The organism is Pseudomonas sp. IT-P171 (assembly GCF_949767765.1).
Taxonomy (GTDB): domain Bacteria; phylum Pseudomonadota; class Gammaproteobacteria; order Pseudomonadales; family Pseudomonadaceae; genus Aquipseudomonas; species Aquipseudomonas fluorescens_B.
Genome location: NZ_CATKQN010000055.1, coordinates 369,132 through 382,767, shown reverse-complemented (window position 1 = coordinate 382,767; position 13,636 = coordinate 369,132). Strand labels below are relative to the sequence as shown.

The 13,636-nt window shown below is 59.5% G+C and carries 12 protein-coding genes; 9 read left to right on the top strand and 3 right to left on the bottom strand.

Translation table 11 applies throughout. The annotated features are described in order from the left end of the window. Positions 1-35: 35 nt before the first annotated feature. A complete protein-coding gene (locus tag ACM6I5_RS23995) occupies positions 36-956 on the top strand; it encodes a zinc ABC transporter substrate-binding protein ZnuA (protein WP_031319205.1) in 921 nt (306 codons plus the stop codon). A gap of 106 nt (positions 957-1,062) precedes the next feature. On the opposite strand, the gene ACM6I5_RS23990 is transcribed toward ACM6I5_RS23995, so the two are convergent. Together ACM6I5_RS23990 and ACM6I5_RS23985 are read right to left on the bottom strand one after the other, a co-directional pair. Beyond that, the gene (locus tag ACM6I5_RS23990) at positions 1,063-2,013 is read right to left on the bottom strand and encodes a homoserine kinase (protein WP_017341761.1); all 951 of its coding nucleotides are present in this window, start codon (positions 2,011-2,013) and stop codon (positions 1,063-1,065) included. Positions 2,014-2,071: 58 nt separating this feature from the next. Next, complete coding sequence (locus tag ACM6I5_RS23985) at positions 2,072-2,362, bottom strand: DUF2782 domain-containing protein (protein WP_017341760.1); 291 nt, start codon at positions 2,360-2,362, stop codon at positions 2,072-2,074. 74 nt (positions 2,363-2,436) lie between these two features. On the opposite strand from ACM6I5_RS23985, the gene polA reads away from it, so the two are divergent. Beyond that, a complete protein-coding gene (gene polA / locus ACM6I5_RS23980) occupies positions 2,437-5,208 on the top strand; it encodes a DNA polymerase I (RefSeq protein ID WP_414884835.1) in 2,772 nt (923 codons plus the stop codon). A 290-nt stretch (positions 5,209-5,498) separates the two neighbouring features. Here polA and yihA read toward each other — a convergent pair whose 3' ends face one another. Beyond that, positions 5,499-6,140: a ribosome biogenesis GTP-binding protein YihA/YsxC gene (gene yihA / locus ACM6I5_RS23975; protein WP_017341758.1), complete on the bottom strand. Its 642-nt coding sequence runs from the start codon at positions 6,138-6,140 to the stop codon at positions 5,499-5,501. Between the two features lie 191 nt (positions 6,141-6,331). Between yihA and ACM6I5_RS23970 the strand changes: the two genes are divergently transcribed. The 7 genes from ACM6I5_RS23970 (at position 6,332) to ACM6I5_RS23940 (ending at position 13,630) form a co-directional block, all read left to right on the top strand. Further along, complete coding sequence (locus ACM6I5_RS23970; RefSeq protein ID WP_017341757.1) at positions 6,332-6,622, top strand: c-type cytochrome; 291 nt, start codon at positions 6,332-6,334, stop codon at positions 6,620-6,622. A 46-nt stretch (positions 6,623-6,668) separates the two neighbouring features. Further along, entirely contained in the window at positions 6,669-7,280 is a 612-nt protein-coding gene (locus ACM6I5_RS23965; RefSeq protein ID WP_017341756.1) for a c-type cytochrome, read from the top strand. Positions 7,281-7,480: 200 nt separating this feature from the next. Continuing rightward, entirely contained in the window at positions 7,481-8,122 is a 642-nt protein-coding gene (locus ACM6I5_RS23960) for a thiol:disulfide interchange protein DsbA/DsbL (protein WP_414884834.1), read from the top strand. A 14-nt stretch (positions 8,123-8,136) separates the two neighbouring features. Next, positions 8,137-9,015, top strand: coding sequence for an endonuclease/exonuclease/phosphatase family protein (locus tag ACM6I5_RS23955; RefSeq protein ID WP_017341754.1), 879 nt, complete (start codon positions 8,137-8,139; stop codon positions 9,013-9,015). Continuing rightward, positions 9,012-11,057, top strand: coding sequence for a diguanylate cyclase (locus tag ACM6I5_RS23950; protein ID WP_414884833.1), 2,046 nt, complete (start codon positions 9,012-9,014; stop codon positions 11,055-11,057). The genes ACM6I5_RS23955 and ACM6I5_RS23950 overlap by 4 nt, the downstream gene beginning before the upstream one ends. A gap of 100 nt (positions 11,058-11,157) precedes the next feature. Continuing rightward, positions 11,158-11,940 carry an N-acetylmuramoyl-L-alanine amidase gene (locus tag ACM6I5_RS23945; RefSeq protein ID WP_017341752.1) on the top strand — a complete coding sequence of 261 codons (783 nt, stop codon included), beginning with the start codon at positions 11,158-11,160 and terminating at the stop codon, positions 11,938-11,940. A gap of 76 nt (positions 11,941-12,016) precedes the next feature. Continuing rightward, positions 12,017-13,630 (top strand): EAL domain-containing protein, encoded by a 1,614-nt coding sequence (locus ACM6I5_RS23940; RefSeq protein ID WP_017341751.1) that lies wholly within the window; start codon positions 12,017-12,019, stop codon positions 13,628-13,630. Positions 13,631-13,636: the final 6 nt, after the last annotated feature.

Below are 13,636 nucleotides of genomic sequence, written 5' to 3'. Positions count from 1 at the left end.
TATGTTACCCGTTCTCGCCTCTTCGAGTGGTCATCGTGTCCCGACTTTTTTCTATCTTTGTCGCATTTGTCGCCAGTTTTCTGTTGATTGGTTCTGCTCAAGCCGACGTCAAGGTCCTCACCAGCATCAAGCCGCTACAGCTGATTGCCGCTGCGGTGCAGGACGGCGTGGCGATCCCCGAGGTACTGCTTCCGCCGGGGGCCTCCCCACATAACTATGCCTTGCGCCCTTCCGACGTACGGAAGGTTCAATCGGTGGATCTGGTTTACTGGATCGGTCCGTCCATGGAAGGTTTCCTGCCTCGCGTGCTGAATGGTCGTACGTTGCCGAGCGTGGCCGTGCAGGATCTGCCGGGTCTGAAATTGCGTCGCTTCGCCGAGGACAGTCACTCCCACGCCGAAGAAGCCGATGAGCATGATCACGATCACCGTCCGGGCAGCCTGGATGCGCACCTGTGGCTGTCGCCGGTCAATGCTCGGGTGATCGCGACGAAAATGGCCGCTGATTTAAGTGCTGCCGATCCGGCCAATGCGGCGCGTTATCAAAGCAATCTCAAGGCGTTCGATGAGCGCCTGGATGCGCTGGACCTGCGTTTGAAGGCGCGGCTGGCGGGTATCGCGGGCAAGCCGTACTTTGTGTTCCATGAAGCCTTCGACTACTTCGAAGACGCTTACGGCCTGAAGCACACGGGTGTGTTCAGCGTCGCCGCCGAAGTCCAGCCGGGTGCCCAGCATGTGTCGGCAATGCGCACGCGGTTGCAGGAAGTGGGCAAGACCTGTGTGTTCAGTGAACCGCCATTGCGTCCGCGCCTGGCGGAAACACTGGTGGCTGGCCTGCCGGTGAAACTGGCGGAACTGGATGCGCTGGGCGGATACACGCCGGCAACTGCTCAAGGTTATGAGCAGGTGCTGGAGAAATTGGGGAATGATTTGGCGGGGTGTCTGGAGTCGCTGTAACACTGCGATACCCTGCGGCGAGGGCGCTTGCTTCCGCCGGGCAGCGAAGCGGCCCCAAGATGGGCCTGCTGCGCAGGCTAGCGGGAGCAAGCTCCCTCGTCACAATTCAGAGGGCGAAAGGTAGCGGCGTGCTGACCTTCTGCCGCTGTGCCAACCGCTGCTGAAATTCCATCGGATCGTGAATCAACACGTCCTGCCCGGCGAAAGACTCTGCGGCAATCAACCGCGACAACCAGAACCGCACGCACGCCACCCGCAGCATGGTTGGCCACAACTCCGCCTCGGCAGCGGTGAATGGCCGCAACGCCGCATATGCTCCAAGCAACGCCCGAGCTCGCGGCCCATCGATCAACCCGTCGTCATCCGAACACCAGTCATTCAGCGCAATCGCCACGTCGTAGAGCATCGGCCCCGAGCAAGCATTGTAAAAGTCGATCAATCCCGTCAGGTGCGTGCCTTCGAACATCGCGTTGTCGCGGAACAGGTCCGCGTGGATGTTGGCCCGGGGCAACGCCAGGATCTTCTCTTTCTGTTGAGTGATCTCATCCAGCGCCCGCTGCAGCAAATCACTCTGCTCGGCATTCAGGTGCGACAACAACTGCGTGCCCTCTTCCTGCATCCAGTCCAGCCCACGATCGGTCTTGCGCTTGATCATGTTGGCCTGGGTTGCCAGATGCAGGTGCGCGAGCAACTCGCCCACTTGGGCGCAATGCTGTGCGTTGGCAATCTTGATGTGCTTGCCGGGCAGGCGCGGCTGCAACAGCGCAGGCTTACCGGCCAGTTCGCGCAAGGCGACGCCATCGGTGGTGCGCAAGGCATAAGGCACCGGAAGGTCGGCCTCATGCAACACGTCCAGCAGTTCAATGAAGAACGGCATTTCCTGAACCGGACCGCGCTCAACCAGGGTCAGGACAAATTCGCCCTGTTCCAGACTGATAAAGAAATTGGTGTTTTCGCTACCGGCGGCAATCCCTTGGAAATCAAGCAGGCGGCCGAGCCCGTATGGGGCGAGAAAGGTTTCCAGCTCGGGCCGAGCCAGCGGGGTGAACACAGACATGTTTTAGCTGCCAGTACGGGCGCCGCTGATTGAGCCAGCGCCGATTGAAATTAAGAACCTACTTCCATTCAAAAATCTTCCACGACGGAATCAGCATATCCGGCTGATCCGAGCGGATGAAGTTCGCATCCGACCCGTCCGCGCGTACCAGAAAATAAGGCTTTCCGACCTTCGGAGTGACCTTGATCGCGTACAGGAAACCATTTTGGCGGTACTCCTGGATCGTTTTGTCCCCTTCGGTGCGGATGGTCACATCCGGTTCCGGCGATGGCGCATCGTCCGCCGCCATGACGGCCAATGGTGCGATTGCAAACAAGCCAGCCAGCAACAGGCGATTTAGTGTGCGCATGATAACCTTGTCCCTTTGTCGTCAACGGTCCCGCTATTCTAGCGCCTGACCCGCCGAAAAGGTTGATCCTGCTCATGAGCCAAGCCCCCCTCGTCCTGGTGGACGGTTCTTCTTACCTGTACCGCGCCTTTCACGCCCTGCCACCGCTGACCACTTCCAAAGGTCTGCCGACCGGAGCGGTCAAAGGCGTGCTGAACATGCTCAAGAGTCTGCGCAAGCAGTACCCGGACAGTCCGTTCGCCGTGGTGTTCGACGCCAAGGGCGGGACATTCCGGGACGAAATGTTCGCCGAGTACAAGGCCAACCGCCCGAGCATGCCCGACGACATGCGCGTGCAGATCGAACCGCTGCACCAAAGCGTGATCGCTCTGGGCTTCCCGCTGCTGTGCGTCGAAGGCGTCGAGGCCGATGACGTGATCGGCACCCTGGCCCGCAGCAGTGCGGCGGCTGACCGCCCAGTGATCATCTCCACCGGCGACAAAGACATGGCGCAGTTGGTCGACGGCCACATTACCTTGGTCAACACCATGACCGGTAGCGCGTTGGACGTGGAGGGCGTGAAGGAGAAATTCGGCGTCGTTCCCGAGCAGATCATCGATTATCTGGCACTGATGGGCGATTCGTCCGACAACATTCCGGGCGTTCCGGGCATCGGCCCCAAGACCGCTTCCGGCCTGCTGGTCGGCGTAAACGGCGGCCTGACCGAGCTGTATGCCCAGCTCGATATCGTTCCGACCCTGCCGATTCGCGGCGCGAAAACACTGCCGGCCAAGCTCGAAGAGCACAGGGAGATGGCCTTCCTCTCCTATCAACTGGCGACGATCAAGATCGACGTGCCACTGGACATTGGCCTCGACGACCTGCAAATGGGCAAGCCGGATCACGACAAACTGGCCGAGCTCTACACCCTGCTGGAATTCAAGAGCTGGTTCGAAGAAAACCAGCGCGACGCCAAGCGCTCCGGCCAGGAAGTCACCGCACCGGTAGCTGAAGAAGCCGCGGTCGAGACCGAACTCAAGTACACGACGATTCTCACTCAGGCGGATTTCGACCTCTGGCTTAAAAAACTCAATGACGCCACGCTGATCGCCTTTGATACCGAAACCACCGGCATCGATGCGCAGCAGGCGCAGCTGGTCGGCCTGTCGTTCGCTGTACAGGCCAACGAAGCGGCCTACATCCCGCTGACCCATTCCTACATGGGCGTTCCAGAGCAACTCGATCGTGACACCGTGCTGCGCGCGCTGAAACCGATCCTGGAAGACCCGAAGAAACTCAAGGTCGGCCAGCACGCCAAGTTCGACATGAACATCCTGGCCAACTGCGCCATCGGCGGCGATCAGAGCTGCGGCATCACCGTGCAAGGCATCGCCTTCGACACCATGCTCGAATCCTACGTGCTGGATTCCACCGCGACCCGTCACGACATGGACAGCCTGGCGCTCAAATACCTGAATCACACCACCACCAGCTTCCAGGACATCGCCGGCAAAGGCGCCAAGCAGCTGACCTTTGACCAGATTTCCCTGGAACTGGCCGGACCGTACGCCGCCGAAGACGCCGACGTGACGCTTCGCCTGCATCAAACCCTGCAGGAAAAGCTCAATGCGATTCCGAGCCTGAGCAAAGTCTTGAGCGACATCGAAATGCCACTGGTGCCGGTGCTTGCGCGAATCGAACGCCAGGGCGCGTTGGTCGATGCCAACCTGCTGGGCATCCAGAGCGTTGAGCTGGGCGAGAAAATGGTCGCGCTGGAGCGTGAGGCATTTGCCATCGCTGGCGAAGAATTCAACCTTGGCTCGCCGAAACAACTGGGCGTGATCCTGTACGAAAAACTCGGCTTGCCGATTCTCAGCAAAACCGCCAAAGGCCAGGCATCTACCGCCGAAGCGGTGCTGGCGGAACTGGCCGAACAGGATTACCCGCTGCCCAAAGTGCTGATGCAATACCGCTCGATGAGCAAACTGAAAAGCACTTACACCGACCGCCTGCCGGAGCAGATCAACCCTCGCACCGGGCGGATTCACACGTCTTATCATCAGGCTGTCGCGGCGACGGGGCGTTTGTCGTCCAGCGATCCGAACCTGCAGAACATCCCGATCCGCACCGCCGAAGGTCGGCGGATTCGCCAGGCGTTCGTGGCGCCCAAAGGCTACAAGCTGCTGGCTGCGGACTACTCGCAAATCGAACTGCGGATCATGGCGCACCTGGCCAAGGATGAAGGCTTGCTGCACGCCTTCCGCAATGACCTGGACGTACACAAAGCCACCGCCGCCGAAGTGTTCGGTGTCGAGCTGGCAGACGTCACCACTGATCAGCGTCGTAGCGCCAAGGCGATCAACTTCGGTTTGATCTATGGCATGAGCGCGTTTGGCCTGGCCAAGCAGATCGGCGTCGATCGCAAACAGTCCCAGGCGTACATCGACCGCTATTTCGCTCGCTATCCAGGCGTCCTGGAGTACATGGAGCGCACCCGCGCCCAGGCGGCCGAGCAAGGTTTCGTCGAGACCCTCTTCGGTCGTCGTCTGTACTTGCCGGAAATCAACGCGAAAAACCCGGCCCTGCGCAAAGGCGCCGAACGCACGGCAATCAATGCGCCGATGCAAGGCACGGCGGCGGACATCATCAAGAAAGCCATGGTGGCTGTGGATAATTGGCTGACCTCATCGGGCCTGGACGCCAAAGTCATCCTGCAGGTGCACGATGAACTGGTGCTTGAGGTGCGTGAAGACCTGGTCGATCAGGTTCGCGAGGAGATTCGCTCCCACATGGCCGATGCCGCGAAGCTTGATGTGCCGCTGCTGGTTGAGGTTGGCGTGGGCAATAACTGGGACGAAGCTCACTGAGCCGTCTGAAGCAGGCGGTGTCTGCTGCGGCATAGTGCCGCGGCAGAAGGGTCGAAGGGCGCTTATTTCGGTTGGCGATCCGGCTTATTTCAAATGGTTTCTGTATCCCCGGAACTAAACCTGTGAACTGCCACTCAGAGTAACTGAATGGCTGGTGAAGCCCTTCGATGCTCCTATGTTGTGTTAAGTGTTGGCAGATAATCTGGACCCCGCCCTAGCGGTCCGGAACTTGAACCCCGGAACTTCCCCCTCCCCATAAGAAGTCCGGGGTTTTTTTTGCCCGCGATTTGTTATTCCGCGAGTTCGGAGCCTTTGTCAGCCAGTTCCATCCAGCCCGCCAGTACAGTGTAGGCGTCTTCCAGGCCCATGCGTTTTGGCGCCGAAAACAGCTGAATGCTGATCGCATCCCCCCAGCCTTTACGAATGTCTGACTGAACCTTGAGCAGCACGTTTTTCGCGGCGCCGTAAGTCAGCTTGTCCGCCTTGGTCAGCAGAATGTGCATCGGCATGCCACTGGCGACGGCCCAGTCGAGCATCAACAGGTCGAAGTCGGTCATTGGATGACGGATGTCCATCATCAGAATCAGACCCTTCAAACTCTCGCGACCACCCAGATAAGCTTCCAGGTGACGCTGCCAGTGCAGCTTCAACGGGATCGGTACTTTCGCGTAACCGTAGCCCGGCAGGTCGACCAGACGACGATCATCGTCTAGCTTGAAGAAGTTCAAGAGTTGCGTGCGACCCGGAGTTTTCGAGGTCCGCGCCAGGCTGGCATGCGTCAGGGTGTTCAACGCGCTGGATTTACCGGCGTTGGAACGCCCGGCGAAGGCCACTTCAAAGCCTTCGTCGTCGGGACATTGGTCGACTTTGGCAGCGCTGAGCATGAAGGTGGACTGTTGGCACAGGCCGAGGATGGGGTTCTTGAGTTGCATGGGATTTCCGATGTGGGCGGCGCCGGGAATGGACGCGGCAAGCGGTGTCGTTTCCGTTTCAGTGACGCCAGTATATAATGCCGCAGATTTTGTGTGCGCTTTGTCCCAGCGTAGGATGAAGTTCACGAGAGCGATTGACCTTGATTGCGCACTAGAACGCAGAACGCTCTCAACCCTGAAAAGGTCGTTTTATGACGAAATGGCTGCTAGCTGCCGGTGTCTTGATGCCGCTTTACAGCGCTCAGGCTACACAGGATCCGGAAGCTGTGTACAACCGTGTGTGTGGTGCCTGTCATTCCGGCCAACTCCCCATGGCGCCCCGAAAGGGCGATCAGGAAGCTTGGACGCCGAGGTTGGCGAAAGGTATGGAGACGCTGGTGCAACACGTGACCCAGGGTTTCAAGGCGATGCCGCCGCGTGGTTTGTGCATGGACTGCAGTGCCGAGGATTACCAAGCCATCATCCAGTGGATGAGCGAGTGATCCCGGTCCATAACTCTTTAACCCTTAGCCGTAGTTGGATTAGCTGATGAACAAATTGATCGTGAGTCTGCTGTTGACCGTGGGGATCTCCGGCATAGCCCATGCTGCAGGTGATGCAACTGCTGGTCAGGCGAAAGCCGCAGTATGTGGCGCCTGTCATGGCCCGGATGGCAACAGCATGGCGCCTAACTTTCCGAAACTGGCAGGTCAAGGCGAGCGTTATCTGAACAAGCAGCTGCACGACATCAAGTCCGGCAAACGCACGGTACTGGAAATGACCGGCCTGCTGACCAACCTGAGCGATCAGGACATGGCCGATATCGCTGCCTACTTCGCCAGCCAGAAAGGCAGCGTTGGCGCCGCCGACCCTAAAGTCGTGGCTCGCGGTGAAGCACTGTTCCGTGGCGGTGACCTTGCCAAGGGCTTGCCAGCCTGCACCGGCTGCCACTCGCCAAACGGCGCAGGCAATGCGGCCGCCGGCTTCCCGCACCTGGGTGGCCAGCACGCTCAATACATTGCCAAGCAGCTGACCGATTTCCGCAAGGAAGAAGGCGGTCGCAACAACGACGGCGACACCAAAACCATGCAGACCATTGCCAAACGCCTGAGCGACGAAGACATCGCTGCGGTGTCCAGCTACATTCAGGGTCTGCACTAGGACCGGCGGATAGAGCGATATGCGAGATGTACATCTCCTGCAACGTTAACGCTCTATTAATCCGTCGCAGCAAGTATAAAAAGGGTGGCTCAGGCCGCCCTTTTTTGTGCCTGCTGCCGTTACACTACAGAACTCAAGCCCGCCATGACCTGTCTGAAAACAGGTCGCGCGAGGCGACCCGAATTGTCCAGGAGTAAAGCATGCGTAATCTGATCATCAGCGCCGCACTCGTCGCTGCCAGCCTTTTCGGCATGACTGCCCAAGCCGCCGAGGCACCCGCCGCCCCTTATGTCGAACTGAGTAATCCGGTTCCGGTAGCCGTGCCTGGCAAGATCGAAGTGGTGGAGCTGTTCTGGTACGGCTGCCCGCATTGCTACGCTTTCGAGCCGGTGATCAATCCCTGGGTCGAGAAACTGCCGTCCGACGTGAATTTCGTACGTATTCCAGCCATGTTCGGCGGCCCATGGGACGCACACGGCCAAATGTTCCTGACCCTGGAAGCCATGGGCGTCGAGAGCAAGGTTCACGCTGCCGTGTTCAACGCCATTCAGAAGGAACACAAAAAGCTGACCGATAAAAACGATATGGCCGACTTCCTGGCGACTCAAGGCGTAGACAAGGACAAGTTCCTGGCGACCTTCGATTCCTTCGCCATCAAGGGCCAGATCAACAAAGCTCGCGAGCTGGCCAAAAAGTATGAAATCTCCGGCGTTCCAACCATGATCGTCAACGGCAAGTATCGCTTTGACGTGGGTTCTGCCGGCGGAGCCGAGCAGGCGTTGCAACTGGCCGACAAACTGGTCGACAAAGAGCGAGCGGCTAACAAGGCTGCTGCCAACTAAGCGCGGCAACTGCCATGCGCCGCTGGGGAACTGAACGCGTCGTTGGCCTGCATGATCCGCGGGTCAACGAACATCACCTGGAATCGACGGGCCTGCCCGCAGACAGCCGTCTGCGCTTGCTCAGCTTCAACATTCAGGTCGGCATCAGTACCGAGCGCTATCGGCACTACCTGACCCGGGGCTGGCAACACCTGTTGCCGCACACCGGGCGTGCTGACAATCTGCAAAAGATCGGCAATCTGTTGGGCGACTTCGATCTGGTCGCCCTGCAGGAAGCCGACGGCGGCAGTCTGAGATCCGGCTACGTCAATCAAGTTGAACACCTGGCGCAACTCGGTGCCTTCCCCTACTGGTATCAACAACTCAATCGCAATCTCGGTCGCCTCGGCCAGCACAGCAATGGCGTGCTCAGTCGCCTGCGCCCGTGGGCGATTGAAGATCATCCGCTGCCGGGGCCCAAGGGTCGCGGTGCGATCCTGGTGCGTTTCGGTGAAGGTCCGGAAGCGTTGGTGGTGGTCATGATGCACCTGGCGCTGGGCGCCCGCGCCCGGAGCATGCAACTGGCTTACATCCGCGAGCTGATCGGTGGTTATAAACATCAGGTGCTGATGGGCGACATGAATACCCACGCCAGTGACCTGCTGCAAAATTCTCCGTTGCGCGACCTCGGCCTGCTGGCGCCGCAATTGGAAGCAACCTTCCCCAGCTGGCGCCCGCAGCGCTGTCTGGACCACATTCTGCTGAGCCCGACGCTGACGCTGGAAAAGGTCGAAGTGCTGGCACAACCCATTTCCGATCACCTGCCGGTCGCGGTTGAGATTCGTCTGCCGGGTTCGCTCACGGCCGATGCATTGCCCGCGTTGAGTCCTGCCCCTCGCGGAACCCATGAATGAGCGACGAAACACAGCGCTGGAAAGAGAAATACCTTAAAAGCATCGAACAACAGGAAAAGCTCGAACGTCGTTGGGATGCCCGGCTCGACCTGCTGCGGCGCGGACTGGTGCGCAGTACGCTGGCGGCCGAGGGCACCGACCGCGCGGTTGATCAGTGCATGAAAGAAATGCGCGAAGTCATCCGCACCAATGACATGGACGCCGGCCTGGCGGCACTGCTTCCGCGCCTGGAAAAAGCCGTACTCGACTCAGAACAGCGCCGCGAGACCCGGGTCAATCAGACCAGCGCCGCACTGACCGCGCTGGTGGCGCAACTGCAGACATTGCCGCTGCCCCGCGAAGTGAGCCGCCCACTCAAGAACTTCGCCAAGACACTGGACGGACGCGTCAGCCAGGCGCGCGAGATCCCGTTGCTACTCAGCGAGCTGAGCGGCCTGCAAGGGAAAGCTCTGAGTCAGCTGGAGAACCCGGCGGAACCCGGTCGCCCAGGCTTGTTACAGCGCTTGTTTGGCAATCGTGAAACGGAAGATGCGGTACAGCGGGTGGTTCCCCCGGAGGCGCAAGCGCCCACCCCGCCGCCTGTCGAAGAGATTGCGGCCGCGCCTCACGAACTGCCGCAACTGATCGTCGATCCCGAGCCCGTTGCCGACGAGCCACCTGTGACGCCGCCTGCCGATCATCCTGCCCCGCCCGATCCAGAGATGATCGAAGCACCCGCAGCGACGACACCGATCGCTGAAGTCGTGGCTTTTATACCGCCAGTCCATGAACCTCAGCGAGCGCCTGTTCCTTCTGTCCAAACAGAGAGTGAACAGCCAGAGCAACCGGCACCAGTCGCCTCACCAGCCGTCATCACTGCGGTATCCGAGACTCAGCTGGCGACCAATCCAGACGAGTTGACCCCGGCGGTATTTCTCGATAGCGCATTGGCCGCCATCGATCCGGAACAATCCGAACACGATATTCTCTACGCCCTGCCGGACTCGCCGGAGCCGTCCTACAGCTCCGTCGCCAAGCACATCGAAGACACGCTTCTGGGCCTGCTGGACGACCTGTCACTGCCAGAGCGGTATCGCCCACAAGCCGAAGCGATGCGCGATCGTCTGCAAAACGGCTTGAATTGGTACGAGTTGCTGCCGATTCTCGACGATCTGGCGACCTTGATGCTGGCAATAAACAACAGTGGCCAGCACGAATTTGAAGTCTATTTGCAGCAACTCAATGAGCGCCTCGAGTCATTCCAGAGCAACCTGCAAGCCGCCAGCGATGGCCATGCGGACAACCGCTCGGCTGCGCGGGACATGGACACGCAGATCCGCGAGCAGGTCGACGGCCTGCAGAGCAGCATGCAAGAGGCAGCGGACCTCGAAGACCTCAAGCACGTTCTGGAGAACCACCTCGAAGGCCTGCTCGGGACCATGGATCAGCACCAGAAGCAGCGCGATGCGCGAGAACAGGAAGTGGCAGCTCGCCTTAAAGGCCTGGCAGAACGCGTGGCGCACATGGAGCAGGAAGCCCAAGGCTACCGCGAGCATCTTGAAGAGCAGCGCCAGAAAGCCTTGATCGACCCACTGACCGGACTGCCCAACCGTGCGGCCTGGAGCGAACGGCTCGATCACGAAATCAGCCAGTGGCAACAACACGGCAACACCCTGTTGCTGGCCATGCTCGACCTTGATCACTTCAAGCGCATCAATGACAACTATGGCCACCTGGCGGGCGACAAGGTACTGAAAATCATCGCCAGCGTGTTGCGCAAGCGCCTGCGCGGGACCGATTTCATTGCGCGGTTTGGCGGTGAAGAGTTTGTCCTGCTGATGCCAGGCACTGTGCCGGCGACGGGGGCAAAACTGCTGGAAAACCTGCGCGCGTCCATCGAAGCCTGCCCATTCCACTTCAAGGGGGAGCCGGTGACCATCACCGTTTCGATGGGAATGACTGCATTCAAACCCGGAGAGCACAGCGATATGGTACTTAAAAGAGCCGATCAGGCTTTGTACCGCGCCAAACATGCAGGCCGCAATCGGGTGGAACTCGGCTAGGCCAATTGTTCCATTTTGTTTAAATGGGGCCGCTAAGCGTCGTCGCGCAAGGCAGTACGTTACACTGTTGCATTACTGTCTTGCGTGTACTGCCTCTACCATGAAATTTCTCGCCCTCATCGTGTCGCTGGTTCTATTGGCCGGCTGTACCAGCGGTCCCCGGTTCGACACCAGCCATCCATCAGCCAATCACGACAGCCGTATTCAGTTCGTGGTGGTGCATTACACCTCCGCCTCTCTGGAACGTTCGCTGCAACTGCTGACCCACGGCGAAGTCAGCAGCCACTATCTGATCGGCGACGATAAAAACGCCACCATCTACAAGCTGATGGATGAAAACCTGCGGGCATGGCACGCCGGGGAAAGTGAGTGGCAGGGGCGGACCTGGCTGAACTCCAGCTCAATCGGCATCGAAATCGTCAATCCAGGATTCAAGGAAACCCCCACCGGAGGGCGTTACTGGTATCCCTACAGCGAAGCCCAGATCCAGTCGTTGATCGTCCTGCTCAAAGACATCAGCAAACGTTACGCCATCACCCCCCGCAGCATCATCGGCCATAGCGACATCGCCCCACTGCGCAAGCTGGATCCGGGGCCGCTTTTCCCTTGGAAACGGCTAGCCGCCGAAGGCCTTGGCGTCTGGCCGAACGAACAGGCGGTGGCGCGCCAACAAGCGCAGTTCAATACCGAACTGCCGAGCATCAGCTGGTTTCAGGGACAGCTGGCTCGCCTGGGCTATGCCACGCCGCAAACCGGTGAGCTGGATGTTGCAACACGTCACGTGATTGCAGCCTTCCAGATGCATTTCCGGCCGTCCCGCTTCGACGGCATGCCGGATGCGCAAACGGCAGCACTTCTTCTGGTATTGAATCAGACAAAATAATGACGCCCGCCCGACGGTCCGCGCTTTTTCCCAATCAGCAGCTATAACTCATTGGTAATTCTTCGGATATTCCAATATGGCCGCTGCTCGAGAGACGCTACGTAGCTGGTTCTATCGCCCCTGGTTTTTGGCGATGCTGGCGGCTGTCCTGAGCAGCGTATTGCTCCTGGCGCTCAGCCTGTTCGTGGCCGTTCGTCAGATCGAGCAGAACGAAAGTGCGGAAATGAACGCGCAAGGTGAGCGATTTCTTGCGCGCCTGGAGCAGTTGTTCGGACAACTGCGCGAAAGTCTCGATGATCTGGAGGCCCAACCGCTGCGAACCTGCGACAAAGAAATGATCGCCACTTTGCAGCAGGTCACTTTCAATTACCGGTTCGTGTACGAGGCTGCGTATATGGATGCCTCGAAGATCTGCTCTAACCGTCCGCGCCAGGCAGGATTATCTTTGACACGGCCACCGGACATCAAAGACCCCACTTACAGTTACTGGTTGAACACCACTACCGAACCTGACGAGAACCGGGCCGCGCTCATGCTCGGGCGTGGCAATTTCCGTGTCGCGACCTCTCGCGGACATTTGACCGACATGGTCGACTTGTCGCCGGGCAGCAGCCTTTTGGTGATACTCGACCACGGCACTCGGGCGATTCCGGTGCTGGGCTCCCCGCAAGCCTGGCCGCCGACCGTGCCTTGGCCACCGAAAGGCAGCGATGTCTTGCAAGTCACCCCGACTCGCTTGATTTACCTCATGCCAACCAAAAGCCCTGAATACCAATTGGTGCTGATCACCCCGCGCACCGGCGTGAATGTGCCCGCCGCCTGGTGGTGGCTGGTGCCGGCCAGCCTGGCGCTGGGCGTAGTAGTGGGCTTCCTGGTGTTTCTGCTGGTGCGCCAGCGACAGTCGTTGGATGCCGAATTGTCCGGCGCCATACGGCGAGGCGAGTTGCAGGTGTTGTACCAACCCATCTTCGACCTCGACAGCCGCAATTGTGTCGGGGCTGAAGCCTTGCTGCGCTGGCGCCGGCCGGACGGCACCCTGACCAGCCCGGAGCTTTTTATTCCGATGGCGGAAAACACCGGCCAGATCCGCCAGATGACCGACTTCGTCCTGCAACGCCTGCTGGAGCAGCTTGGGCACTTGTTGCGGGCCAATCCGCAGCTGTACATCTCGGTCAACCTGGCGGCCTGCGACGTCATGGTGCCGCGTATCGGCCAGGTCATGGCGCGACTGTTGCTCCTGCACCGGGTCGCAGCCAAACAGATTGCCTTTGAAGTGACCGAGCGCGGACTGATCGACGTGGTAGTGGCCCGGGAAAACCTTCAGTCCTTGCGCGACGTCGGGCATCAGGTGCTGATCGATGACTTTGGCACCGGCTATTGCAGCCTCGCCTACCTGCAGACCCTGCCTGTGGATTGCCTGAAAATCGACAAGGCGTTCATCGATGCGCTTGGACATGACGCCGCCAGCAGTGGCGTGGCACCGCACATCATTCACATGGCCCAGGCGCTGCAACTCAATGTGATTGCCGAGGGCATCGAACATGAAGCGCAAGCGGCGTTTCTGAGCAGTGAAGGAGTGAAATTCGGTCAGGGCTGGTTGTTCGCCCATGCATTGAGCGCCGTTCAGTTCATCGAGCTGATCACCCGTGGCCGGCGCCTGGCCAGCAGACGCCTGGATGACGAAGCGTAAACGCGC

What these genes read in the sequence shown, in the direction of transcription:
- ACM6I5_RS23990 (WP_017341761.1), bottom strand. Translation starts at nt 2,013, where the DNA reads ATGTCTGTGTTCACCCCGCTGGCTCGGCCCGAGCTGGAAACCTTTCTC.
- polA (WP_414884835.1), top strand. Translation starts at nt 2,437, where the DNA reads ATGAGCCAAGCCCCCCTCGTCCTGGTGGACGGTTCTTCTTACCTGTAC.
- ACM6I5_RS23965 (WP_017341756.1), top strand. Translation starts at nt 6,669, where the DNA reads ATGAACAAATTGATCGTGAGTCTGCTGTTGACCGTGGGGATCTCCGGC.
- ACM6I5_RS23960 (WP_414884834.1), top strand. Translation starts at nt 7,481, where the DNA reads ATGCGTAATCTGATCATCAGCGCCGCACTCGTCGCTGCCAGCCTTTTC.
- ACM6I5_RS23940 (WP_017341751.1), top strand. Translation starts at nt 12,017, where the DNA reads ATGGCCGCTGCTCGAGAGACGCTACGTAGCTGGTTCTATCGCCCCTGG.
- ACM6I5_RS23950 (WP_414884833.1), top strand. Translation starts at nt 9,012, where the DNA reads ATGAGCGACGAAACACAGCGCTGGAAAGAGAAATACCTTAAAAGCATC.
- yihA (WP_017341758.1), bottom strand. Translation starts at nt 6,140, where the DNA reads ATGCAACTCAAGAACCCCATCCTCGGCCTGTGCCAACAGTCCACCTTC.
- ACM6I5_RS23970 (WP_017341757.1), top strand. Translation starts at nt 6,332, where the DNA reads ATGACGAAATGGCTGCTAGCTGCCGGTGTCTTGATGCCGCTTTACAGC.
- ACM6I5_RS23985 (WP_017341760.1), bottom strand. Translation starts at nt 2,362, where the DNA reads ATGCGCACACTAAATCGCCTGTTGCTGGCTGGCTTGTTTGCAATCGCA.
- ACM6I5_RS23955 (WP_017341754.1), top strand. Translation starts at nt 8,137, where the DNA reads ATGCGCCGCTGGGGAACTGAACGCGTCGTTGGCCTGCATGATCCGCGG.
- ACM6I5_RS23945 (WP_017341752.1), top strand. Translation starts at nt 11,158, where the DNA reads ATGAAATTTCTCGCCCTCATCGTGTCGCTGGTTCTATTGGCCGGCTGT.